We start from the raw sequence: 23,228 nt of genomic DNA on the forward strand, positions 1-23,228 counted from the left end.
ACCGAAGGCGGAATACGATCTCGATAAGCGCGGGATCCGGTCGGTATCGGCCTATCAGCGAGATGCCGAACAGATTAAGGGCGACCGCACGTCCGCGACCGCCGGCTTGGCGTGACGCCTAGCCCTTGATGATGTGGTTCACGCTCGTTTCGGTGGGCGCGGTGACTTCGCGCATCCACTCGCGCCAGATGGCAACGAGCAGCGCCATCAGCACCGGGCCGACGAAGAGGCCGAGGAAGCCCATGGTCTTCACGCCGCCGACGAGGCCGAAGAAGGTCGGCAGGAAGGGAAGCTTGATCGGGCCGCCGACGAGGCGCGGGCGCAGTGTCTTGTCGACGATGAAGAGTTCGGTCGTACCCCAGGTGAACAGCGCCAGGCCGTGAACGGGCGAGCCGCTGGCGACGAGATAGACCGAGACCAGCGTGAAGCAGAGCGGCGCGCCGCCCGGGATCAGCGCCATCAGGCCGGTGATGATGCCAAGCGTGACCGGCGACGGTACGCCGGCAAGCCAGTAGGCGACGCCGAGCACGATGCCCTCGCCGATGGCGATGATGCCCATGCCGGTCACCGTCGAGCTGATCGTCAGCGGCACGACCCGCGACAGCCGCTCCCAGCGCATCGGGAAGATGCGCTCGCCGAGCTTGTCGAGCTGACCGGAGAAGGACTGGCCATCGCGATAGACGAAGAACAGCGTGATCATCATGAACAGCAGCGTCAGGAAGGCATGGAAAGTCGACGCGCCCACGACCAGGACGCCGCGGTAGATATTGCCGATGTTGGAGCCGCTGACGAGCTGGACGAGTTCGCCGAGCGCACCCGGATGGCCGATATGCTTGACCCATTGTTCGCCGAGCCAGGCGCCGGCAACCGGGATACCAGACAGCCAGGCGGGCACCACGGCACCATTGGCATTGGTCTCGACCGCCCAGACGACCCAGTCGCGCACCTCGTCGACCGCATAGACGGCAGCGATCGAGATCGGCACGACGATGAAGGAAATGACGCAGACGATCGCGATGGTGGCGGCCAGCGTCCGGTTGCCGTTCACACCGGCGAGCAGCCGGCGATAGATCGGCCAGCTGGCAAAACCGATGACGACGGCGGCCAGAACCGGAACGACGAAACCATGGAAGAAGTAGACGCCGGCAAGCAGAACGAAGACCAGCATCCAGCGGGCAGCGGTCATGGGGCCGACAAGGGCATGGCGTGAAATAGCGGTTTGCCCAAGGAGCCGCGGCTCCACGGCAAAATTCTCTCGTTCACGATTGCCCAATTGCACCAATGATCCTCCGTCTTTCGACGACTTTACAACAAACCCGAGGCCTTGCCAGCCTGTCTAGCGCCGCGCGCCGCCCCTTTGCCCCTGCTTTACGGTAGTTTCAGGGCCGTGGTCGACGCTAGCGGCGGGACATGACAGAAAAATTTAGGAGGGTTCAAGAGCCCCTGGCTTTCTTTCGATAAAGCCGGTCATTCCGCCGCAGGTTTTGCAGCCATACGCGCAGGCTGTGCGCGATCGACGAAGACTGAAGCGAGAAAGATGCCGAAGCCGGCGACGCCGAGAACGGCGCCGACGAGACCGGTGGAGGTCCAGCCGTAACCGGCGGCGATCGAAACACCACCGAGCCAGGCGCCAAGCGCATTGGCAAGATTGAAGGCGGAGTGGCTAAGGGCGGCGGCCAGCGTCTGGGCCTCGCCGGCGACATCCATCAGCCGCGTCTGCACGCCGGGAACGACGGCAAAGCCGCCGCCGATGAAGAGCACGTTGACGATGGCGATCCACGGATTGCCCATGGTGAAGTAGAAGAGCACGTAGGCGAAAATGTTGAAGACGATGGCGATGCCGATCGCCGGCAGCAACGCCCAATCGGCAAGCCGGGCACCGACGATATTGCCGAGGATCATGCCAGCGCCGAAAACCGACAGCATGATCGGCACGTTGGCAAGCGATACACCCGCGACCTCGGTCAGCGCCGGGGTAATGTAGCTGAAGACGGCGAACATGCCGCCACAGCCGATGGCGCAGATGCCGAGCATCAGCCAGACCTGCAGCTTGCCAAGCGCACCCAGCTCACGAAGCGGCGTCGCCTTCGGATTGCCCTTGTCGCGCGGCACATGGACGAAGGTCAGCGCCACGGTCAAAAGACTGATGCCGCCGACGATGGCGAAAGCGGAACGCCAGCCGAGCGCCTGCCCGAACCACGCGACGAGCGGCGTGCCGAAGAGGGTGGCGATCGTCAGGCCCATCATCACCCGGCCAACGGCACGGGCCCGCTGGTTCGGCGCAGCGAGACCGGCGGCCACCAGGGCCGCGACGCCAAAATAGGCACCATGCGGCAGGCCGGCGAAGAAGCGCGCGGCGATCAGCGTGTAGAAATCCGGCGCGATCGCGCTCGCGAAATTGCCGACGGCAAAAATCAGCATCAGCGCGAGAAGCACGCGGAAGCGGGAGAAGCGGGCGGCAAGCACCGCGATCAAGGGCGCGCCGACGACGACGCCGAGCGCATAGGCGCTGATCACGGCCCCTGCCCGCGGCACAGAAACGGCAACATCCTCGGCGACCTGCGGCAAAAGACCCATGATCGCGAACTCGCCGGTGCCGATGCCAAAGCCGCCGACGGCGAGCGCCACTTCGGCAGCAGACACACGGGCACGGCGCGGCTCGACGGCGGAGGAGTAAGCTTCGTCACACATGAGCAATGGCCTGCGTCGTCCGGACCGAGTGGACCGGAGAATAAACTGGGGAATATGTCGGCGGATGTTGGATCGGACCAACAGGGATATGCTGCAATGCAATACAGTGTTTTGCCTTGGCAGGCAAAGCTTTTACGGCTCTCGTCATACTTTTTCGAGGGCGCAGTCCGCGCCTGTTAACCGTAAGTTCAGTTGACGTTTACGTCAAAGTTATATAATCCCGAATCTCAGCTTGAAGAGGTGTGTCAAAAGCATCATCTTCATCGGCATGAGGAGATCGGGAGGGGTTTTCTCAGGCCGCGAGCAGGCCAGCCTGTGGCGACCAGAGGGAGAGAGGTCATGGTGGAAGTCAGCGCACAACAAACGGGTACCAGCCCAGGCAAGATCTGGCTGAAATCCTATCCACCCGGCATAGCAGCCGAAATCGGCCCCCTGCCCTACAGATCGATCGGCGAATTTTTCGATCACGCCGTCGCCCGCTATTCGACCCGCCCAGCCTTCACCTGCATGGGCAAGACGCTGACCTTTGCCGACCTCAATGCCGAATCCGCCAGGATCGGTGCCTGGCTGCAGTCGATCGGGCTCTCCAAGGGCGACCGTGTCGCCGTGATGATGCCCAACATCCTGCAGAACCCCGTCATCGTTTACGGCATCTTGAGAGCCGGCTTTACCGTCGTAAACGTCAATCCGCTCTATACGCCGCGCGAGTTGCAGCACCAGCTCGTCGACTCCGGCGCCAAGGCGATCTTCGTTCTCGAGAATTTCGCGCACACGGTGCAGCAGGTGGCAGACAAGACCTCCGTCAAGCACGTCGTCGTCGCCACGATGGGCGACATGCTCGGCCTCAAGGGTGCCATCGTCAATCTGGTGGTCCGTCGCGTCAAGAAGCTGGTTCCTGCTTGGTCGATCCCTGGCCACCTCTCGTTCAGAAACGCGCTTGCCAAGGGCGGACGAGCCAAATTGACGAAGCCGAATGTTGTTCCGAGCGACGTCGCCTTCCTGCAGTATACCGGCGGCACCACGGGGGTTTCGAAGGGCGCGACGCTCACCCATTCGAACCTTTTGTCGAACATGGCGCAGATGGAGATCTGGTTCCAGACGGCGTTCCGCTCGCGCGCTCGCCCGGACAACCTCGTCTTCATGTGCGCGCTGCCGCTCTATCACATCTTCGCACTGACGGTGAATTCGCTGATGGGACTTGCGACCGGCGGCAACAACATCCTGATCCCCAATCCGCGCGACATTCCGGGCTTCGTCAAGGAACTCGGCAAGTACAAGACCAACATCTTCCCCGGCCTCAACACGTTGTTCAACGCATTGATGAACAATGCCGAGTTCCAGAAGCTCGACTTCTCGTCGCTGATGCTGACCTTTGGCGGCGGCATGGCGATCCAGCGCCCGGTTGCCGAACGCTGGAAGCAGATGACCGGGTGCTCGATCGCCGAAGGCTACGGCCTGTCGGAGACGTCGCCGGTGGCAACGGCCAACATCCTCGACGCCACCGAGTTCACCGGCACGATCGGCATGCCGATCCCCTCCACCGACGTCGAGATCCGCGACGATCTGGGCAACACGCTGGCGATCGGCGAAGTTGGCGAGATCTGCATTCGCGGCCCGCAGGTGATGTCGGGCTACTGGCAGCGGCCGGATGAAACCGCCAAGGCGATCTCGCCCGACGGCTTCTTCCGCTCGGGCGACATCGGCTTCATGAACGCGGACGGCCTGGTCAAGATCGTCGACCGCAAGAAGGACATGATCCTGGTATCGGGCTTCAACGTCTTCCCGAACGAGATCGAGGAAGTGGCGATGACCCATCCGGGCATTCTCGAATGCGCGGCGATCGGCATTCCGGACGAGCATTCCGGCGAAGCGGTGAAGCTCTTCGTGGTCAAGAGGGACGCGGCACTGACGGAAGAAGAGGTCAAGCGCCACTGCGCCGCCAACCTCACCAACTACAAGCGCCCGCGTTTCGTCGAATTCCGTACCGAACTGCCGAAGACCAATGTCGGCAAGATCCTGCGCAAGGACCTGCGCGGGTAAACTACTCCAAAATTCAAACGATTTAAAAAATCCTGAAAACCGCCACTTCGGCGGTTTTGCGGGCTTGATTTGAACGGCCTAAAGCGAATAGCTACGCAGGCGATTGTCCGACACCCTGTCCGACCAAGGAGCCCTGCGATGAAAGCGCTTGTCGACCAACTCAAAGCAACCGCCTCTGAGACCAACGCAACCGATATCCGCGCCGCCTTCGCCAGCGATGCCGAGCGCTTCAAGCGCTTCAGCACCACACTCGGCGACCTGCTGCTCGACTATTCGAAATGCGCCGTCAACGACAAGGTGATTGATGGGCTCGAAGCACTCGCCAAGGCCGCCAAGGTCGAGGAGAAGCGGGACGCCATGTTCCGCGGCGATATCATCAACATCACCGAGGAGCGCGCCGTGCTGCACACGGCGCTGCGCAACCGCAGCAACCGCCCGATCCTCGTCGACGGCAAGGACGTGATGCCCGACGTCAACGGCGTGCTTGCCGCCATGGGCGCGTTTGCCGACGGCATCCGCTCGGGCGCGCTGAAAGGTGCGACCGGCAAGAAGATCACCGACGTCGTCAACATCGGTATCGGCGGCTCCGACCTCGGCCCTGTCATGGCGACGTTGGCACTTGCGCCCTTCCACGACGGCCCGCGGCTGCACTTCGTTTCCAACATCGATGGCGCCCATATCGCCGATACGCTGAAGCTGATCGATCCGGAAACATCGCTCTTCATCATCGCCTCGAAGACCTTCACCACCATCGAGACGATGACCAATGCGGCGACCGCCCGCGCCTTCATCGCCGGCAAGCTCGGCGAGGCCGCCGTCGGCCATCACTTCGCTGCCGTTTCGACCGCGCTCGACAAGGTCGCCGCCTTCGGCATCGACCAGGCCCGCGTCTTCGGCTTCTGGGATTGGGTCGGTGGGCGCTACTCGATCTGGTCGGCGATCGGCCTGCCGCTGATGATCGCGGTCGGCAAGGAGAATTTCGGCCGCTTCCTCGATGGCGGCCATGCCATCGACGAACATTTCCGCACCGCCCCGATCCGTGAGAACATTCCGGTCCTGCTCGGCCTCCTCGGCTTCTACCACCGCAATGTGCTCGGCTATCCCTCGCGCGCGATCCTGCCCTACGACCAGCGCCTGTCGCGCTTCCCCGCCTACCTGCAGCAGCTCGACATGGAATCGAACGGCAAGGCGGTGACGCTCGACAGCACACCGGTCGAGTATTCGACAGGCCCGGTCGTTTGGGGCGAGCCCGGCACCAATGGACAGCACGCCTTCTACCAGTTGATCCATCAGGGCACCGACGTCATTCCGGCCGAGTTCATGATCGCCGCCAACGGCCATGAAAAGAACCTGCGTCACCAACACGAGCTTTTGATCGCCAATTGCCTGGCCCAGTCGGAAGCGCTGATGAAGGGCCGCACGCTCGCGGAAGCCAAGGCACAGCTGACCGCCAAGGGCATGGCAGACGCCAAGGCCGACAAGATTGCCCCGCACCGCGTCTTTTCCGGCAACCGCCCGTCGCTGACGATCGTCTACGACCAGCTCGACCCCTTCGCGCTCGGTCGCCTGATCGCGCTTTACGAGCACCGCGTCTTCGTCGAGGGTGCGCTCTTCAACATCAACTCCTTCGACCAGTGGGGCGTCGAACTCGGCAAGGAACTGGCGACCGGCCTGCTTCCGGTCGTCGAAGGCAAGGAAAGTGCCGAAGGTCACGACTCGTCCACGGCAGGGTTGGTGGCAGCACTGCTGAAGGCGGCCCGTTAAACCAAACGCTGAGCGCGGAGGGTGCAGATCGCGCCTTCCGCGCAGCCTTTCGGCGCACCGGGCCACGGGCCTTGGCAGACGCACAATCAAAGGCAGCATTATTTCTTAGCCGATTCTTATGGCATTTACCTGTAGTTGTGCGCGCAACGGAGAGTGTTGATGCGTATAGCTATCCTTGCGGCCGCACTTTTGGCGACAGGCGCTTCAGGCGCCTATGTCATCTCGAATGATGACAAGACGCCTTTTGCCGCGACCTATGTTTCCCTCTTCGAAGAGAGCCCCGATCTCGTTCAGTCCCACGTCGAACGGGCGATGGAGGGATGCCCACTGACGAGCATGCAGTTCCGCCACAGTACGCGACCGGTCAAAACACTGGCGGCGCGGACATTCACGCGGTCAATGATGCTGACGGCAAAGGACACGCCACCGGAAGAGGCCTCTCGCGAAATTATCCCTTGGATCATGGAGAACGCGGAGCAGCTCAATTCGGATGAGCAAGCGAGATATCTCGAACTCATCAGTCAGATGAACAAGATCGACTCTATGCTCTGCATCATGTCTTCGATCCAGGACTCTGCAAAATTCAGGTTCGATGCCGCTGCAGCGGCCTGGGCAATTCGCTCCTAGGGCGTGCCTCCCTTGTGCCTGAGAGGGCGAGGCCGCCCGTGCTCGTTCAGCCTCGTCACAAACCAAGATCACAATTGACGGCAATTATTTATTGTTTTACGATAAAAATACAAGCAGAACGATAAAGGATTTTTCATGACGCACTCCGCCGAGAGGCTGCGCAAGCTCAGCCGCTTGATGAAACTCATGATCATTTTGTGCGGCGCGTTGTTCTGTTCGGCGGTCGTCTACACCCATTGGCAGATCTTCTTCGACCGGCAAGGCTTCGAACAGGGCGTTCGCGACATCGTCTTCCCCCGTGTCGAGGTGATCACGCTGTCCTATCGCGCCATCGGGACCGTCGTCTTCCTGGCCGCGCTCAACAACGCGCTCGTCATTGCCGGCCTGGCATTCGCCTGGCAGCTTTTCGACAGCTTCCAGCGCGGCGAGATCCTGTCCGGCCGTAATGGCGTGCTATTGCGGCGGGTGGGCCTCACCGCCCTTTTCGGTTCGCTGTGCATGACCGTCGGCAATGGGATCGGCATATTGGCCGTCACCTACGACAACCCGGGTACCACGGGGCATGCGGTAATGTTCGACATCAATGGCGGCACGATGATCGTGCTATTGATGGCGGGCCTGGTGGTCGGACTGGGCCACGTCATGGTCATCGCGTCGGGGATCGAAGCGGAGAACAGGAGCTTCGTCTAAAGCATGCCGATCGTCGTCAATCTCGATGTGATGCTGGCGAAACGCAAGGTTCGCTCACGCGACCTTGCCGAGCAGGTGGGGATCACCGAGCAGAACATCTCGCTGCTGAAATCCGGAAAAGTGAAGGGCGTGCGCTTCGACACGCTGGAAAAGATCTGCGCAGCCCTCGACTGCCAGCCGGGCGATATCCTGGAGTACCGCCCGGACCCGGACTGACGATCAACGACCGATTTCGTGCTTCCATGGCGGGTTGGCACCGGCGCGCGAGACGGTAACCGCCGCCGCCTTGGCGCCGAGCGCCAGCGCATTGCGGACGGCGGTCTCAGTGAGATCTGCAACATCCGCCTTGCTCAGGAGGCCGGCCAGTTTCAGCGATGCCAGTACGCCGGCATCGAAGGTGTCGCCGGCGCCAACGGTATCGACCACGGTCACCCGCTCACCGGCCACTTCGACCTTGTGGCGGGCGGTGTAGCCGACGGCGCCATCGGCGCCCTTGGTGATCAGCACCAGCTTCGGGCCGCGTCTCAGCCATTCGGCGGCGAGATCGTCGTGGCTTCCCTCCATGCCGAACCAGGCGAGGTCCTCGTCCGAGAACTTGATGATATCGGACATCGCCGCCATGCGGTTCATGCGGGCGAGGTGCGCTTCCCTGTCCTTGATGAAGCCGGGCCGGATGTTCGGGTCGAAGGAAATCACCCGCTTTTCATGCTCGCGCGTCATCAGCGCCTCATAGGTCGAGCCGCAGGGCTCAGGGATCAGGCTGATCGCGCCGAAGTGCAGCGCCTCGCAGAAGTCGCCAAGCGCCGGCAGGTGCTCTGACGTGATCATGCGCCCGGCAGTGTTTTCGTCGAAGAAGGCGTAGCTTGCGTGGCCGTTGACCAGCTTGACGAAGGCGAGCGTCGTGTGCAGCGGCAGCGTCGCGCAGGGACCGAAATCGACATTGGCCGCCTTCAGCGTTTCGCGCAGGATATCGCCGAACATGTCGTCGGAGAGGCCGGTAAAGAAGCCGGTCTGGATGCCGAGACGGCCAAGGGCGATCGCCGTGTTGAAGATCGCGCCGCCGGCATAGGGCGCAAAGGCGCTCTCGCCCGCGGTCGTGTCCCGCGGCAGCATGTCGATCAGCGCTTCTCCGCAGCATACGATCATCGGCTTATCCTCCTCGACAGATTTTCAATCGATTAAAAAAATGTAGCTCAAGACGCTGCGCGGCCCCGGCAGAACCGGGGCCGCGCCAAAGATTACGCCAGGGCGCTGACGCCGCCGTTTCGGCCCGACCAGGCGAGCGGCGCGTTGAGGAAGGCCTCGACCTCACCGAGCGTCTTTTCGTCGAACAGCTTCTGCTCGCGGGCGACCGCAAGCACGTTGCGCCAGGTGGCGATCCAGTGCAGGTCGACGCCCTTGCCCTTCATCTCGCCGACCGCTTCCGGGAAGATGTCGTAGTAGAAGAGTGCGATGCCATGGTCGACGATGCCGCCGGCCGCACGGATGGCGTCGATGAACTTGAACATCGAGCCGCCGGCCGTCGTCAGGTCCTCGATGACGAGGACACGGGCGCCTTCCGGCATATGGCCCTCGATCTGGGCATTGCGGCCGTGGCCCTTGGGCGCCTTGCGCACATAGATCATCGGTAGGCCGAGACGTTCGGCGAGCATCGCGGCGAAGGGAATACCCGCCGTTTCACCGCCTGCGACCACGTCGAACTTCTCAAAACCGGCTTCGCGCAGGATCGATGCCGCGGCAAAATCCATCACCGCCGAGCGGATGCGCGGATAGGAAATCAGCTTGCGGCAGTCGATATAGACAGGGCTCGCCATGCCGGACGACAGCTTGTAGGGCTTGTCGGCGCTGAAATGCACCGCCTTGATCTCCCAGAGCATCTTGGCGACCAGCTCTGCCATGACGGCCTTGTCGGTAAACGCATTGGAAAACATCAAACTCTCCTTCAATTCTCTGCAGCGCCGCGCGTCTGTTCAGCCGCGCAAAGGTCGCTGCAACATCTTCAACTGCTGCATAATTTTGCCTTTGGATCCATCCGACCCAAGGAATTATGCAGTTGCGATCAAACGACGGCCCAGTGCAGCGGGAACATCGGATCGAAAACGGTGACCGTACCGGCGCCGGTCTCGATCTTCTTCGGATAGGTCACGGCCTCGGTCTGCTTGCGCAGCGTGATCGTTTCCTCGTTCACCGGCAGGCCGTACCAGGCGGGGCCGTTCAGCGAGGCAAAGGCTTCGAGCTTGTCGAGCGCGCTTTCCTCCTCGAACACATGCGCCAGGCAGCTCATGGTGTTGATCGAGGTGTAGATGCCGGCGCAGCCGCAGGCGCATTCCTTCAGCGGATCGACGTGCGGTGCGGAGTCCGTGCCGAGGAAGAAACGCTTGTCGCCGGAGACGGCGGCCGCGCGCAGTGCGAGACGGTGGTTCTCGCGCTTGGCGACCGGCAGGCAGTAATAATGCGGCTTGATCCCGCCAACGAGAATGGCGTTGCGGTTGATGATCAGGTGATGGGTGGTGATCGAACCTGCAAGGTTCGCTTTCGACGCCTTGATGTAGTCGATGCCGTCCTTGGTGGTGACATGCTCCATCGTCACCTTCAATTCCGGCAGGCGCTTGCGCAAGGGGTCGAGAACGGTCTCGATGAATACGGCTTCGCGGTCGAAGATATCGACATCCGCGCTCGTGACTTCGCCATGCACGCAGAGCGGCAGGCCGATCTTTGCCATGCGCTCCAAGACCGGCATCGCCTCGTCGATGTTGCGCACGCCGCTGTGCGAGTTGGTCGTCGCACCTGCCGGGTATAGCTTGACCGCCTTGACGAGGCCGCTGTTGTGGCCGGCCTCGACGTCGTCGGGATTGGTGCCTGCGGTCAGGTAGAGCGTCATCAGCGGCTCGAACCGATCCCCGGCCGGGATCGCCGAGACGATGCGTTCACGATAGGCGGAGGCGTCTGCGGTGGTGACGACCGGCGGCACCAGGTTGGGCATGATGATCGCGCGGGCGAAATGGCGGCTGGTATCGGCAATGACGCCCTTCAGCATGTCGCCGTCGCGCAGGTGAAGGTGCCAATCATCCGGGCGGCGGATAACGAGGTCTTGCATGGTCAGCGTTCTCCTAGGTCAGAGCAGGCGCAGACGGAAAACCGCAGCCCCGGGCTCGCGCCCGATCCGCGCGCGCGGCTTTGCGAGCCGGCGGGTGCGCGGGTGACGGGCGGTTTCTCATGTGGTGGAACCGCGTCTCGATATCACCAATGCGCCCGCAAACACAATCCGCAATCCGGCCATCGCTCAGAAATCCGCAAGCACCAGATCGGCAGCCCGCTGACGCTCCACCACCCGATGCGCGTTCGGGATATCGTTGCCAAGGGCCTTGCGCTTTGCCGCCTCCTCGTCATAGCCGTGATCGTACCAGCGTTTTAGAAGCCGCCGCTCCAGTTCCTCGACGCCGGGGTTGATGAAGATCGAGAAATCGAAGGCGCCTTCGAGCCTCGTCCAAGGCGCCTCGTCGAGCAGCAGGTAATTGCCCTCCACCAGGATGATGCGGGTTTCGGGCGCAACGATCCGGGCCGAGGCGATCGCGATCTCGCGCGAGCGGTCGAAGACCGGAACCAACACCTCGCCGTCATTGGCGCGGACGGCTGCGACCGTCGAAAGAAAAGCCCTGACGTCGAAGGTCTCCGGCGATCCCTTGCGAGGGAGCAGACCTTTTTCCTCGAGAACGGCATTGTCCATGTGGAAACCGTCCATCGGCAGCACCGCCGCCTTTTCGCCGCCGGCAACCAGGGTTTCGGCCAGCGCCTCGGCCAGCGTCGACTTGCCGGCACCGGGCGGCCCGGCGATGGCGACGACGAAGCGGGCGGCACCGGCCGCCCGTTTCAGGATTTCGTTGGCGATCGGCTCGACGTTCATGCCGCAAGCGCCTCGCGCGGCGGCTCCTTCGCCCCGGTCATGAAGGCAACCGCATCCGACATCGTGTGCTCCTTCGGATTGATGACGCAGAGACGCTTGCCGAGACGGTGCACGTGGATGCGGTCGGCCACCTCGAACACATGCGGCATGTTGTGCGAGATCAAGACGATCGGCAGGCCGCGGGCGCGCACGTCGAGGATCAGCTCCAGCACGCGCCGGCTCTCCTTGACGCCGAGTGCCGCGGTCGGTTCGTCCATGATCACCACCTTGGAGCCGAAGGCCGCGGCGCGCGCCACGGCAACGCCCTGGCGCTGGCCGCCCGAGAGCGTTTCCACCGCCTGGTTGATGTTCTGGATGGTCATCAGTCCAAGTTCGGAGAGCTTTGCCCGTGCTTTCTGTTCCATCGCCGAGCGATCGAGGGTGCGGAAGAGCTTGCCCATGATCCCGGGTTTACGGATCTCGCGACCGAGGAACATGTTGTCGGCGATCGACAGTGCCGGCGACAGCGCCAGGTTCTGGTAGACCGTCTCGATGCCGGCGGCGCGCGCGTCCATCGGCGACCGGAAGTTGACCGTCTGCCCCTCGAGCTTGATCTCCCCTTCGTCAGGATGGATCGCACCCGAAATCGCCTTGATCATCGAGGATTTTCCGGCGCCGTTGTCACCGATCACGGCGAGAATTTCGCCGGGATAGAGATCGAAATCGGCTTGGTCGAGAGCGGTGACACGGCCGTAACGCTTGACCAGACCGCGCGCCGTGAGAATGGGTTCCTGGGCCATCAGCCTGCTACCTTTCTGATCCATTGGTCGATTGCGACGGCGGTGATGATCAGCACGCCGGTGAGGAAGACCTTCCATTGCGGGTCGGCGCCCAGCATGTTGAGACCCATGGAGACGACACCGACGATCATCGCGCCAATCAGCGTCCCGAGGATCGACCCACGTCCGCCGAAGAGCGAGATGCCGCCAATCACGGCCGCGGTAATGGCCTGGAGGTTATAGTCGGTGACGGCGGCAGACGGCGAGATCGAGCCGTTGCGGCCGATCGAAACCCAGGCGGCAAGCGCCGCGATCAGGCCGGCCAGCGTATAGGCGCTCAAAAGCACGCGGCTGGTGCGGATACCCGAGAGCTTCGCCGCTTCCGGATCGTCGCCGACCGCATAGAGATGCCGGCCCCAGGCGGTGTGGTTCAGCGCGTACCAGAGGCCGAAGACCAGGGCGACCATGGTGATGACGCCGAGCGTCAGCACTGCCGAACCGAGCTTGAAGCTGACGCCGAAGACATGCAGCATCTGGGTGACAGCAGTGACATCAGCCTCGCGGATCGTTTCGTTCGCCGAATAGATGAAGTTCGTCGACATGATCACGTACCAGGTGCCGAGCGTCACGATGAACGGCGGCAGCTTTACCCTGGACACGAGGAAACCGTTGAGGAAGCCGCAGGCGCCGCCGACAAGAAATCCGATGGCGATGGCGATCGGTGCGGGAAGCCCGTAAGTCACGGCGCAATTGCCCATGATGACGGCTGAAAGCACCATGATCACGCCGATCGAAAGGTCGATGCCGGCGGTCAGGATCACCAGCGTCTGCGCCGCGCCGAGGATACCGACGATGGCGATCTGCTGGAGGATGAGCGTCAGGGTGTAGGACGAGAAGAACTTGCCCCCGATGGCGATGCCGAAAATCAGGATCGCCGCGACCAGCACGATGAACGGCACGGCGGCCGGCGTCGAATGCAGGAAATGCTGGATCTTCTGGACCGCTGTCTTGTCATGCGTGTCGAACGACGCGACCTGCGTCGAACTGTTGACCAGGACCTTTTCGAATTCCTGGGATGGCTGCGCGGCTGTGTTGGGCTCGCCCATGGACCTTCCTCCCGTGAACCCCGCTCCCAAGGGGTTGCGATGCTGCTTCGTGCACAGCCCGCCCGCCTTCGGGCGGGCATCAGCACTCCTACAAGAGGCTGCGCGGTTTTCTTCGCCTTGTCAAAGACATCGGCGCTTACGCGAAGGGCGGCCGGGGCCGCCCTTCGGTGACTGGCTCATACGTTCGAAGCGAGGTGGCGATCAGCCCCAGCACTTCTCCGTGCCGACCTTGGTATCGATCGATTCGACGCCGGCTGCCGGCTTGTCGGTAACCAGCGAGACGCCGGTGTCGAAGAAGTCCTTGCCTTCGGTCGGCTTCGGCTTTTCACCGGTGTCGGCGAACTTCTTGATCGCCTCGATGCCCAGCGCCGCCATCATCAGCGGGTACTGCTGCGAGGTCGCGCCGATGACGCCTTCGGCGACCGACTTGACGCCGGGGCAACCGCCGTCGACCGACACGATCAGTACGTCTTTTTCCTTGCCCACGGCCTTCAGCGCCTGGTAGGCGCCGACGGCGGCCGGCTCGTTGATCGTGTGGATGACGTTGATATCGGGATCCTTCTGCAGAAGGTTCTCCATCGCCTTGCGGCCGCCTTCCTCATTGCCGTTGGTGACGTCGTGGCCGACGATGCGCGGATCATCCTCGTCGCCGATCTTGTTCGGGTCCTTCGGGTCGATGCCGAAGCCCATCATGAAGCCCTGATCGCGCAGAACGTCGACGGTCGGCTGCGACGGCGTGAGGTCGAGGAAGCCGACCTTGGCGGTCTTGGCGCCGTCGCCCATGGTGGCGGCAGCCCATTGGCCGATCAGCTTGCCGGCGAGCAGGTTGTCGGTGGCAAAGGTCGCATCGGCTGCGGTCGCCGGATCGAGCGGGGTGTCGAGCGCGATCACGAGCAGGCCGGCTTCCTGCGCCTTCTTGACCTGATCGACGATCGCCTTGGTATCGGAGGCGGCAATCAGGATGCCCTTTGCGCCATCGGCGATGCAGGATTCGATGGCGGCCACCTGGCTGTCATGGTCGCCGTCGATCTTGCCGGCATAGGCCTTCAGCTCCACGCCGAGTTCCTTGGCCTTGGCGGTGGCGCCTTCCTTCATCTTGACGAAGAAGGGGTTGGTGTCGGTCTTGGTAATCAGGCAGGCGCTGACATCGGCAGCGTGTGCCGGTTCGGCGAAGACGACGCCAAGCGACAGCGCGCCAAAGGCGGCGGAAAGAACAGTCTTCTTCATGAAATCCTCCCAAGGATTGAAAATCGTGCCGGCGGACCGGCCCAGGCCACGCCAGCGCAGCATTCTCCTCCGCTGCAATTGGCGCTTCCGAGATAAAAACAAACACTAAAATTCCGGGGTGTCAATAAATAAATCAAATTGAATTATTATTTCGATGTGGCATTCTTGGGATCAAGGCGCACCACCGGAGGATTGGCGCGCCGATCAAATTGACACAGCCGCGACAAGTGGAAACAAGAGACCTGCGCCAAGCGGGCAGCAGAACGGGATGGGAATGCCCCATGCGGTTTCCGCGTGCATCCTGCGCACATGATCCAATGCCAACGGGAGGAGACGGTGGCATGTCACTGACAGACGGCCCCGACAGGGGACCGACGCAACCTGAAGTCATCGACCCGAGTGGCGGCGCCAACCAGACGCGTGTGCGCGCCTACAACGAGCGGCTGGTCATGTCGCTTGTCCGGCGCCACGGCGGCCTCTCCAAGGCCGACATTGCCCGGCGCTCCGGGCTTTCGGCGCAGACCGTTTCGGTGATCATGCGGGCGCTCGAAAGCGACGGCCTTCTGGTCAAGGGCGATCCCGTCAGAGGCAAGGTCGGGCAGCCCTCGACGCCGATGCGGCTCAATCCGGACGCGGTCTATTCCTTCGGCGTCAAGATCGGCCGACGCAGCGCCGATCTGGTGTTGATGGATTTCGTCGGCACCATCCGGCTGCATCTCCACCACGTGCACCCCTATCCGCTGCCCGGCGATCTCGTCGACTTCATCATTTCGGGCATGGCAAAGCTCGAGCAGCAGCTTGGCCCCGACCAGCGCAAGCGCATTGCCGGCATCGGCATCGCCACGCCCTTCGAGCTGTGGAACTGGGCGGAGGAAGTGGGCGCGCCGCGCGAAGAGATGAACAAGTGGCGCGACGTCGACCTGCAGGCGGCGGTCGCGGCCCGCACCACCTATCCGGTTTTCCTGCAGAACGACGGCACCAGCGCCTGCGGCGCAGAACTCGCCTTCGGCGTCGGCGCCAGCTATCCGGATTTCGTCTATTTCTACATCGGCTCGTTCATCGGCGGCGGCGTCGTCCTCAACTCAGCGCTCTTTTCCGGACGCACCGGCACAGCCGGCGCCGTCGGCCCGCTGCCGGTCTCGGGCAAGGACGGCAAGACCATCCAGCTCCTCAAGATCGCCTCGGTCTTCGTGCTCGAGAACCTCCTGCGCGAGCGCGGCATCGATCCGCGACCGCTTTGGTATTCGGCCGACGACTGGATCGATTTCGGCGAGCCGCTCGACATCTGGATCGACGACTGCGGCGCAGCTCTTGCCCAGGCCGTCGTCTCCGCCGTCTCGATCGTCGACTTCTCCGCCGTCGTCATCGACGGCGGCTTTCCGCCCTGGGTGCGGACGCGGCTGCTTTCCGCCACGCGCAAGGCGCTCTACGACCTCGACCTTCAGGGCGTGACCATTCCCGAACTGGTGGAAGGCATGGTCGGCAGCCACGCGCGCGCCATCGGCGGCGCGAGCCTGCCGCTCTTTTCCCGCTACCTGCTCGACACCAATGTCCTCTTCAAGGAGCTCGGCTGATGCTGAAAGGCCTAAACCCGATCCTCAGTCCCGAACTGCTCGCAACGCTGCGGGCGATGGGCCACGGCGACGAGATCGCGCTGGTGGATGGCAACTATCCCGGCCAGGAACATGCGCGCCGGCTCGTGCGGCTCGACGGGCATGGGCTGATCCCGGTGCTCGACGCCATCTTGAGCATCTTGCCGATCGACGATTTCGTGGCCGACGCGATCTTCCGGGCAACGGTCAAACAGGACAAGGACGCGCTCGACCCCGTCCATCAGGAGATCATCGCGTGCTGCGGCAGGCACGAGCCGAACCGCCACATCGTTCCCCTGCTCGGCGCCGATTTCTATCCGCGGGTGAGAGCCGCCCATACGGTCGTGCAGACCAGCGAGCCTCGACTTTACGGCAATGTCATCCTGCGTAAGGGCGTGATCTATCCCTAGAGCATGTCGCGCAAGAGCGCGCAGCGGCTTTGCGATGACGACATGCGAAAATCAAAGACCGAACGCGCCGAGAACGCGATGAGGAAAAGTGTGCGCGGCTTTCCGCACGCACCCCACTCCGACCCTGTTCAAACGCAAAAAAGCCCGCCGATGGACGGCGGGCTTTTGTTATTGCGGTGAGACCAAGCCTCAGGCGCCGCGCTTGTCGACCGACAGCGCGCCGGGGCCGAAAGCGCCGAGCACCAGGAAGCCGCCGGCGATCGCAACGTTCTTCATCATCATCAGGCCGTTGAAGACGGTGAGCAGGCCATTGGCTTCCGGCGGGAAGTTCGGAACATTGATCGCGCCGCTGTGGAAGGCAAAGGCGGTGACCAGGCTGAAGGCGGCGAGCAGATAGGCAGCAATCTTCGTCTGGAAGCCGACGAGGACGGCGAGACCGGCAACAAGCTCGAAGAGACCTGCGAGGTAGGCAAGCACGGTCGGAGCCGGCCAGCCGGCGCCGGTGATCATCTGGGCAGTGCCCGAGGGATCCATCAGCTTGCTGAAACCGGACATGATGAACATGATAGAAAGCAGGATGCGTCCGACGAGGACGGCAACATTCTGAGGCATGGAAGGCTCCTGTGAGAAACGGTTGTTGACAACAGAAGTATCAGCATTCTCAAAATCATCTAGCCGCTCCGCAAGCGACAGATCGTTCACAAAAATGAAACGCCTACGACCCATCGTCAACCTTCTACCGACCGGTTCTCGACGCAGAACTGCAAGGCAATGCGGAACCACAACGTCGGCGCGCCGTTCTTTTCTGTTGCAAGGACGCAGCGGCTGGGCAAAGAATTTCGGCGCGGCTGGGGAACGCCGCGCGGGGGCATGACATGAACGAAATCAACCGGAGCCCGACATTCTGGCGCTCGTTTCCGATTTTTGAAGAATTCGACAAGAGCACGATTGCCGAGCTTGCGGATATCGCAACCTACCGGAAGTGGCCGGCCGGCACCGTGATCTTCCAGCGCGGCGACGAGGGCAATTACATGATTGTCGTCATCTCCGGGCGCATCAAGCTGTCGCTGATCACGCCGCAGGGACGCGAGCTCATGCTGCGCCAGCACGAAGCCGGCGCGATCTTCGGCGAGATGGCCGTGCTCGACGGCCAGACCCGTTCGGCCGATGCGACGACCATGACCGCGTCCGAAGGCTATGTGATCGGCAAGAAGGCCTTTCTCGATATCGTCACCAATCGCCCGGAAGCGGCCGAAGCGGTCATCCGCTTTCTCTGCGCCCAGCTTCGCGATACGACCGAGCGGCTGGAAACAATCGCGCTTTACGACCTCAACGCCCGGGTGGCGCGCTTCTTCCTCGCGACGCTCCGGCAGATCCACGGCAACGAATTGCCGGAAAGCGCCAATCTAAGGCTGACCATGAGCCAGACGGATATCGCCGGCGTGCTCGGCGCCAGCCGGCCAAAGGTGAACCGCGCCATCCAATGGCTGGAGGAAAGCGGCGCGATCAAGCGCAACGAAGGCATCATCGCCTGCAAGGTCGGCCGCTTGCAGAGCATCGCTGACCCCGAGGAGGACTAGACCGTATGGTCGCTGAGCGGCGCCGGCGTTTGCGTTTCACGCCGCTTGCCGGCGGTTGCCTCACGAGCCTGCTTGCGGCCATAGCGCTCTATCTTTACGCCGGACCTCTGTTCGAAACCCAGCGCGAGTTGTTCTTCGACAGCCTGACGCAATGGGTTCCGGCACCCCAATCGCCTGATATTATCGTCGTCGACATCGACCGGCAGGCCCACCAGTCGCGCCCCTCGGGCGAGTGGGACCGGGCAGCGACCGCGGAGCTTCTGTCGCAGCTCGCGACCGCGGGCGCCAAGGTGATTGCGGTCGACTTCGTCTTCAGCGCCGATTGTAACCCCACCTCCGACGGCAACCCGGCGCTTGCCGCAGCGCTTTCGAAGACCGCCGTCGTGCTTGGCTTCCTCGTTGCCGATACTGTCCAGGAGCGACCGCGTCCCGTGCCGCCGCTGGCGCTCAGCCGTCCCTTCACCGCACCCGAACTGTGGTTTCTCGACGGCGCCGAAACCTCGTGCCCGGCCTTCATGGACCAGGCGAGTGCGGCGGCCTCCTCGTTTCTCGTCGGCGACGAGGATGCGCGCATACGCCGGGTTCAGGCCTATGCCATCCTCGGCAACGACGCCTATCCGACGCTGGCGATCGAAGCGACCCGGCAGATGCGGGGCGGTGGCACGCCCATCCTCGGCGGCCAGCCGGCCTGGGTGCGCATTGACGGGCAAACGATCTTGCTCGACGACACCGGAAGCCTGCGTTTCGTCGCAAGCCCGCAGGAGCGGCTGAGCGAACGCACGGTTTCGGCGGCGGACGTCCTGTCCGGCAAGGCTTCGGCGGAACGCTTCACCGGCAAGCTCGTGCTGATCGGCAGCAGCCTGCCAAGCCTCGGAGGCCTCAGGCCGAGCGCTTCGATGCCGCTTGAACCCTCGGTGCAGATCCACGCCGACATCGCCAACGCGATCCTGACCGGCTTCCTGCCCCAGCGCGACGGCCGATTGCCGCTTGCTGAAGCCGTGGCTGCACTTGTCGCCGGCCTCGGCGTCGCCTTCGCCGCCACCCGCCTCCGCCCGCTGACATCGGCGGCGCTCGGCCTTGGCGCTGTCGCCACCGCCGTCACGGCCGCCGCCGTCATCTACGATGGCAGCGGCTGGCTCATCGACGCCGTCAGCATTTCGATCGCGCTTATTGCCGTCCTTGCGGTGACCAGCGTGCTGCAATTTGCCGAGGTTCGGCGCGCGGAAGCGACGGCCAGGCAGAAGTTTTCGCAATATCTGCCGCAGTCGGTGGTCGCCCGCTATATCGACAATCCCGGACTTGCCCGCATGGCTGGCGAGGAGCGTCAGGTGACCGCGCTCTTTACCGACATCGAGAGCTTTTCCACCCTGTCGCAAAGGCTGAAGCCGCGCGAGCTCATCGCCCTGCTCGACATCTACTTCGCCGAAGTCAACGCGCTGGTGGCCGACCATGGCGGCATGGTCGACAAGGTGGTGGGCGATGCGGTGCACGCGTTCTTCAACGCCCCGGAGGACCTGGCCGATCATGTCGATAGGGCGATCGATTGCGCCAAGGCGATCCACGCGCTGACGGAAGAGATGCGCAGGCGTCCGCAGTTCGCCGCCAACGGTTTCGGCCGGACGCGGATCGGCATCGAGACCGGACCGGCCGTCGTCGGCGAGGTCGGCGCCGGCGGCAAGCTCGACTACACCGCCCACGGCGACGCGATCAATCTGGCGGCGCGCCTGCAGGAGGCAAACAAGTTTCTCGGCACGGCGATCTGTGTGGGGCCCGCTGCCGCTCAGGAAAGCAAACGGCCGCTTCGCCCGCTCGGCAGCCACGAGATCCGCGGGTTCTCGGCGATGGAATTGTTCACGGTCGCCGACTGACGCGGCGCGCCGGAAAATCTCGATCCGGCGTCAGCTCAACGCGTTAGGCCGACACTGGCATAGGCTTCCTTGATGCGTGCCTCACCCCAGTTGACGGGCTCGCTCGGGGCGTCGCCGCGGTGATGAAACTCCACCCCCTGCCCGGCAGCGACGATCTTGGTGGCGCCGCCGCGCGCGACCGAAACGCTTCCATGTTCGACGAAGACGGCAAAGGCGGCCCGGCTCGGACCACAGAAGAACTTGGTGCCGCGCACGCCGATCATGCCGAAGGCGGTGCGCACGGCGACATCGACCTTCGGCAGCCCCTCGGGCCGGTCGAAGACCATGCGACCCGTTCCAAGCTCGAGCGTGCCGCCCTGTCCGGCAATGAAGCTGTCGACGAGCAGTTCGGTTTCGGCGCCCAGAAGCACGCGCGTATCCGTGCCGAGGTTCAAGGTTGCAAAACTCTCGGCGTTCGTGTGGACGCGGTCGTTCTCGAAAAGCTGGCCGCCGACGGCGAGCGGCTTATCCTTTTTCGCCTGCCTCAGCCGAACATCGCCGCGGATCTCCGTTGCTTCGCCAAGGGCCGAGTCTGCCCAGGCGGGCGCAGCACCGCGGCCGACTGCCGTCAGCAACAGGCCGCTGACGACGACGCGCCGGCTCACCAGCAACTTGCGCATCGACGTTGCCAGATCATCCATTTGCATCTCTCCCGTTTTGCGCGCTGCCGCCATCCGAGGATAGTCCCGGCGCTCCCGGATGCAAGCGGGCGCGAGGCCGGGCCCGCGGCAATCCTCGTCACTTCGCCAGAGCTTTCGTTGCCGGGCTGTTCCCGCCGGAACAGCCGTCTCCAACGGACAGCGATAAGTTCACCGTCAAGAGAAGGGAGAGCTTCATGGAAAATCGCAGCGCATCCGGCACCCGCATCATCAACGCCGTGTTCCTGGCCGTCGTCAGCCTTCTGGCGGTTGCTGCGATCGCACTTCCTTCAGCCCGCGCCGCCGAGCTTTCCGCAGCCGATGTCTGCGACCGCGAGGCAGGCAGCATATTCGACCTGCAGCGCAATATGGCCTTCCCGGCCGTTGCCACCGAGGACATCAAGATCGGCGTGGCGCTGTCGGCCTGCCGCGAGGCCTATAACCAGAAGAGTGGCGCCCGCACCGAGTTTCAGCTGGCCCGCGTTCTCGACAAGGCCGGCCAGAAGATCCAGTCGCAGCGCATCCTCGGCGAAGCCGCCGAGCATGGCCATGCGCTCGCCATGACCAACTATGCCGTCCTGGTCGGCGAAGAGGGCGACATCGCAACAGAATTCGCGCTGAACCAGAAGGCGGCCGCCGCCGGTAACATTCTTGCCGCCTACAATCTCGGCGTCTCCTATCGCGACGGCATGGGAACCTCGGTCAACGGCGAACTGGCGATCGCATGGTTCGAACGGGCATCGCTCGCCGGCGACGAGGTCGCCGCCTTCAATCTCGCGGTCATCCTGGATGAAGGAAAGCTGGTCGCCGAGGACAACGCCAAGGCCGCGAAGTTCTACCGGCTGGCCGCAGACCGCGGCAACGTCGATGCCATGGTCAATCTCGGCCTGATGCTCGAGAACGGCGAAGGCATCAACAAGGATATCCCCGCGGCACGGGAAATCTTCCGCAAGGCGGCCAATGAAGGCGATGCGTTTGCCGGCCAGAAGCTCGCCGAACACAGCGTCAGCGACGGATTTGAGACAGCCATGCTGCCCAAGGCCAGCCGCGTCAAGTAATAGAACACGCCTCCCAAGGGCCACGCGGGTCGGAGATCCCATGATCTTCGGCCCGCGTTTTCGTTTGGAACAGCCCCTAAGAGCCGACTAGCGGATTTCGCCTGCCTGAGGTCCCCAGGTATCGGTGAGCGCAAAGCCGTCGGCCAGCGGATCGAACGGATCGAGCGCCACCTGGTGCAGGCCGAAGGTCCAGCCTCGGCCGGCGATCGTCGGGATGATCGCCTCGCGGCCAGCAACCGTCGTCACACCTTCGAGGCCGACTTCGAACTCCGAACCGATGATCGAGCGCGATTTCAGCACGTCGCCGACCTTGACCTTGCCGCGCGCATGCAGCGTTGCGAGGTTGGCCGAGCTGCCCGTGCCGCAGGGCGAGCGGTCGACGCGACCCGGCCACATGGTGGTGCAGGTGCGGATCGTTCCGTCCGGCTCCACATCGCGGAACATGACGTAGGCGACGCCCTTGATCTCGGGGATTTCTGGATGGACGACGGGGATCGTGCGGTTGACGAGGTCCTTGAGGATCATGCCGGCCTCGACGATCTCGCGGGCGTTTGCCTTGTCGATCGTCGTGCCGATCTGGCCGACATCGACCAGGGCGTAGAAGATGCCGCCATAGCAGAGGTCGAGCTTGATCTTGCCCCACTTCGGCGTGTCGACCTCGACGTCGAGCTCATGCACGAAGGACGGCACCATGGTCAGCTTGACCTTCTCGCAGCGGCCGTCGCGGCAGGTGGCGGTTGCCTTGACGAGGCCGGAGGCGGTGTCGAGCATGACGACGGTCTCGGGTTCCTTCATCTCGATGATGCCGGATTCCAGAAGCGCGGTCGTGACGCAGATCGAGTTCGAGCCCGACATGGCGTGCGCCTGGTCGGCCTGCAGGATGATGAAGCCGGCGTCGGCTTCTGGCCGCTTCGGCGGCACCAGCAAGTTGACCGAGCCGATCGAGCCGGAACGCGGCTCCAGGCACAGGAACCGGCGCAGGCTGTCGTCGACCGTATTGATGTGGTTGAGCTGCTCGGCGATCGAGTTGCCCGGGATCTTCGGCACGCCGCCGATCGCGACCTTGCCGATTTCGCCCTCGCAATGAACGTCCAGCAACTGGATCGTGCGCTTCCACCGCATGCCGTTTCTCCAACGCGTTTGCCATCGCCTCAACGGCGATCATGGCTGATATATCAGATGCGCCTGCATTACCGCTTTCCGCGGGCGCCCGCAAGAAAAACCGCGAGCCGCTGT

At 63.2% G+C, this 23,228-nt stretch carries 22 protein-coding genes and 1 pseudogene; 11 read left to right on the top strand and 12 right to left on the bottom strand.

From position 1 onward, the window contains the following. Positions 1-118: 118 nt before the first annotated feature. Together L981_RS17445 and L981_RS17450 are read right to left on the bottom strand one after the other, a co-directional pair. A complete protein-coding gene (locus tag L981_RS17445; protein ID WP_043618916.1) occupies positions 119-1,279 on the bottom strand; it encodes an AI-2E family transporter in 1,161 nt (386 codons plus the stop codon). A gap of 188 nt (positions 1,280-1,467) precedes the next feature. Continuing rightward, a complete protein-coding gene (locus tag L981_RS17450) occupies positions 1,468-2,691 on the bottom strand; it encodes an MFS transporter (protein ID WP_043618852.1) in 1,224 nt (407 codons plus the stop codon). 339 nt (positions 2,692-3,030) lie between these two features. On the opposite strand from L981_RS17450, the gene L981_RS17455 reads away from it, so the two are divergent. From L981_RS17455 to L981_RS17475, 5 genes are all read left to right on the top strand, one after another. Continuing rightward, positions 3,031-4,731, top strand: a complete 1,701-nt coding sequence (locus L981_RS17455) for a long-chain fatty acid--CoA ligase (RefSeq protein ID WP_043618855.1) — start codon at positions 3,031-3,033, stop codon at positions 4,729-4,731. A 138-nt stretch (positions 4,732-4,869) separates the two neighbouring features. Next, positions 4,870-6,495 (top strand): glucose-6-phosphate isomerase, encoded by a 1,626-nt coding sequence (pgi, locus tag L981_RS17460; RefSeq protein WP_043618857.1) that lies wholly within the window; start codon positions 4,870-4,872, stop codon positions 6,493-6,495. Positions 6,496-6,654: 159 nt separating this feature from the next. Beyond that, entirely contained in the window at positions 6,655-7,122 is a 468-nt protein-coding gene (locus L981_RS17465; protein ID WP_043618860.1) for a hypothetical protein, read from the top strand. A 135-nt stretch (positions 7,123-7,257) separates the two neighbouring features. After that, complete coding sequence (locus L981_RS17470) at positions 7,258-7,812, top strand: DUF2975 domain-containing protein (protein WP_043618863.1); 555 nt, start codon at positions 7,258-7,260, stop codon at positions 7,810-7,812. Positions 7,813-7,815: 3 nt separating this feature from the next. After that, positions 7,816-8,028 carry a helix-turn-helix transcriptional regulator gene (locus tag L981_RS17475; protein WP_034797229.1) on the top strand — a complete coding sequence of 71 codons (213 nt, stop codon included), beginning with the start codon at positions 7,816-7,818 and terminating at the stop codon, positions 8,026-8,028. 3 nt (positions 8,029-8,031) lie between these two features. Here L981_RS17475 and L981_RS17480 read toward each other — a convergent pair whose 3' ends face one another. The 7 genes from L981_RS17480 to L981_RS17510 all read right to left on the bottom strand — a co-directional run bounded on the left by L981_RS17480 (position 8,032) and on the right by L981_RS17510 (position 14,807). Continuing rightward, complete coding sequence (locus L981_RS17480; RefSeq protein ID WP_043618865.1) at positions 8,032-8,958, bottom strand: carbohydrate kinase; 927 nt, start codon at positions 8,956-8,958, stop codon at positions 8,032-8,034. 92 nt (positions 8,959-9,050) lie between these two features. Beyond that, positions 9,051-9,743 carry an orotate phosphoribosyltransferase gene (locus L981_RS17485; protein ID WP_043618867.1) on the bottom strand — a complete coding sequence of 231 codons (693 nt, stop codon included), beginning with the start codon at positions 9,741-9,743 and terminating at the stop codon, positions 9,051-9,053. Between the two features lie 128 nt (positions 9,744-9,871). Beyond that, a complete protein-coding gene (pyrC, locus tag L981_RS17490; protein WP_043618869.1) occupies positions 9,872-10,909 on the bottom strand; it encodes a dihydroorotase in 1,038 nt (345 codons plus the stop codon). Between the two features lie 186 nt (positions 10,910-11,095). After that, complete coding sequence (locus tag L981_RS17495) at positions 11,096-11,716, bottom strand: nucleoside triphosphate hydrolase (RefSeq protein ID WP_043618871.1); 621 nt, start codon at positions 11,714-11,716, stop codon at positions 11,096-11,098. Next, positions 11,713-12,495: an ATP-binding cassette domain-containing protein gene (locus L981_RS17500; protein WP_043618874.1), complete on the bottom strand. Its 783-nt coding sequence runs from the start codon at positions 12,493-12,495 to the stop codon at positions 11,713-11,715. Before L981_RS17500 ends, L981_RS17495 begins: the two co-directional genes overlap by 4 nt. Next, on the bottom strand, positions 12,495-13,580 hold the full coding sequence (locus L981_RS17505; RefSeq protein ID WP_043618877.1) for an ABC transporter permease: 1,086 nt from the start codon (positions 13,578-13,580) through the stop codon (positions 12,495-12,497). The genes L981_RS17500 and L981_RS17505 overlap by 1 nt, the downstream gene beginning before the upstream one ends. A 201-nt stretch (positions 13,581-13,781) precedes the next feature. Then, entirely contained in the window at positions 13,782-14,807 is a 1,026-nt protein-coding gene (locus tag L981_RS17510) for a sugar ABC transporter substrate-binding protein (RefSeq protein ID WP_043618919.1), read from the bottom strand. A gap of 341 nt (positions 14,808-15,148) precedes the next feature. On the opposite strand from L981_RS17510, the gene L981_RS17515 reads away from it, so the two are divergent. Then, on the top strand, positions 15,149-16,381 hold the full coding sequence (locus tag L981_RS17515) for an ROK family transcriptional regulator (RefSeq protein ID WP_043618879.1): 1,233 nt from the start codon (positions 15,149-15,151) through the stop codon (positions 16,379-16,381). Then, positions 16,381-16,809, top strand: coding sequence for an RbsD/FucU family protein (locus tag L981_RS17520; protein ID WP_043618885.1), 429 nt, complete (start codon positions 16,381-16,383; stop codon positions 16,807-16,809). The genes L981_RS17515 and L981_RS17520 overlap by 1 nt, the downstream gene beginning before the upstream one ends. A 189-nt stretch (positions 16,810-16,998) precedes the next feature. Here the strand turns inward: L981_RS17520 and L981_RS17525 are convergent, their stop codons facing one another. Beyond that, positions 16,999-17,421, bottom strand: a complete 423-nt coding sequence (locus tag L981_RS17525) for a DoxX family protein (RefSeq protein ID WP_043618888.1) — start codon at positions 17,419-17,421, stop codon at positions 16,999-17,001. A 263-nt stretch (positions 17,422-17,684) separates the two neighbouring features. Between L981_RS17525 and L981_RS17530 the strand changes: the two genes are divergently transcribed. Continuing rightward, positions 17,685-18,389, top strand: coding sequence for a Crp/Fnr family transcriptional regulator (locus L981_RS17530; protein ID WP_043618891.1), 705 nt, complete (start codon positions 17,685-17,687; stop codon positions 18,387-18,389). A gap of 5 nt (positions 18,390-18,394) precedes the next feature. Then, positions 18,395-20,257 (top strand): CHASE2 domain-containing protein, encoded by a 1,863-nt coding sequence (locus L981_RS17535; protein ID WP_043618893.1) that lies wholly within the window; start codon positions 18,395-18,397, stop codon positions 20,255-20,257. A 35-nt stretch (positions 20,258-20,292) separates the two neighbouring features. Here L981_RS17535 and L981_RS17540 read toward each other — a convergent pair whose 3' ends face one another. Then, positions 20,293-20,916, bottom strand: a complete 624-nt coding sequence (locus tag L981_RS17540; protein ID WP_043618921.1) for a FecR family protein — start codon at positions 20,914-20,916, stop codon at positions 20,293-20,295. 215 nt (positions 20,917-21,131) lie between these two features. Here L981_RS17540 and L981_RS36040 point away from each other — a divergent pair. Further along, positions 21,132-21,677 (top strand): annotated as a pseudogene (locus L981_RS36040) (sel1 repeat family protein); the annotation flags it as partial. Continuing rightward, a complete protein-coding gene (locus L981_RS36045; protein WP_371258883.1) occupies positions 21,654-21,992 on the top strand; it encodes a tetratricopeptide repeat protein in 339 nt (112 codons plus the stop codon). The pseudogene L981_RS36040 and the gene L981_RS36045, both read left to right, overlap by 24 nt. An 87-nt stretch (positions 21,993-22,079) precedes the next feature. Here L981_RS36045 and L981_RS17550 read toward each other — a convergent pair whose 3' ends face one another. Beyond that, positions 22,080-23,114 (bottom strand): proline racemase family protein, encoded by a 1,035-nt coding sequence (locus L981_RS17550; protein WP_043618895.1) that lies wholly within the window; start codon positions 23,112-23,114, stop codon positions 22,080-22,082. Between the last annotated feature and the right edge of the window lie 114 nt (positions 23,115-23,228).

Source organism: Ensifer sp. ZNC0028 (assembly GCF_000799055.1).
Taxonomy (GTDB): Bacteria; Pseudomonadota; Alphaproteobacteria; order Rhizobiales; family Rhizobiaceae; genus Ensifer.

Coding starts and splice junctions, on each gene's coding strand:
- L981_RS17450 (WP_043618852.1), bottom strand. CDS start 2,691: ATGTGTGACGAAGCTTACTCCTCCGCCGTCGAGCCGCGCCGTGCCCGT.
- L981_RS17455 (WP_043618855.1), top strand. CDS start 3,031: ATGGTGGAAGTCAGCGCACAACAAACGGGTACCAGCCCAGGCAAGATC.
- pgi (WP_043618857.1), top strand. CDS start 4,870: ATGAAAGCGCTTGTCGACCAACTCAAAGCAACCGCCTCTGAGACCAAC.
- L981_RS17465 (WP_043618860.1), top strand. CDS start 6,655: ATGCGTATAGCTATCCTTGCGGCCGCACTTTTGGCGACAGGCGCTTCA.
- L981_RS17470 (WP_043618863.1), top strand. CDS start 7,258: ATGACGCACTCCGCCGAGAGGCTGCGCAAGCTCAGCCGCTTGATGAAA.
- L981_RS17475 (WP_034797229.1), top strand. CDS start 7,816: ATGCCGATCGTCGTCAATCTCGATGTGATGCTGGCGAAACGCAAGGTT.
- L981_RS17480 (WP_043618865.1), bottom strand. CDS start 8,958: ATGATCGTATGCTGCGGAGAAGCGCTGATCGACATGCTGCCGCGGGAC.
- L981_RS17485 (WP_043618867.1), bottom strand. CDS start 9,743: ATGTTTTCCAATGCGTTTACCGACAAGGCCGTCATGGCAGAGCTGGTC.
- pyrC (WP_043618869.1), bottom strand. CDS start 10,909: ATGCAAGACCTCGTTATCCGCCGCCCGGATGATTGGCACCTTCACCTG.
- L981_RS17495 (WP_043618871.1), bottom strand. CDS start 11,716: ATGAACGTCGAGCCGATCGCCAACGAAATCCTGAAACGGGCGGCCGGT.
- L981_RS17500 (WP_043618874.1), bottom strand. CDS start 12,495: ATGGCCCAGGAACCCATTCTCACGGCGCGCGGTCTGGTCAAGCGTTAC.
- L981_RS17505 (WP_043618877.1), bottom strand. CDS start 13,580: ATGGGCGAGCCCAACACAGCCGCGCAGCCATCCCAGGAATTCGAAAAG.
- L981_RS17510 (WP_043618919.1), bottom strand. CDS start 14,807: ATGAAGAAGACTGTTCTTTCCGCCGCCTTTGGCGCGCTGTCGCTTGGC.
- L981_RS17515 (WP_043618879.1), top strand. CDS start 15,149: ATGTCACTGACAGACGGCCCCGACAGGGGACCGACGCAACCTGAAGTC.
- L981_RS17520 (WP_043618885.1), top strand. CDS start 16,381: ATGCTGAAAGGCCTAAACCCGATCCTCAGTCCCGAACTGCTCGCAACG.
- L981_RS17525 (WP_043618888.1), bottom strand. CDS start 17,421: ATGCCTCAGAATGTTGCCGTCCTCGTCGGACGCATCCTGCTTTCTATC.
- L981_RS17530 (WP_043618891.1), top strand. CDS start 17,685: ATGAACGAAATCAACCGGAGCCCGACATTCTGGCGCTCGTTTCCGATT.
- L981_RS17535 (WP_043618893.1), top strand. CDS start 18,395: ATGGTCGCTGAGCGGCGCCGGCGTTTGCGTTTCACGCCGCTTGCCGGC.
- L981_RS17540 (WP_043618921.1), bottom strand. CDS start 20,916: ATGCGCAAGTTGCTGGTGAGCCGGCGCGTCGTCGTCAGCGGCCTGTTG.
- L981_RS17550 (WP_043618895.1), bottom strand. CDS start 23,114: ATGCGGTGGAAGCGCACGATCCAGTTGCTGGACGTTCATTGCGAGGGC.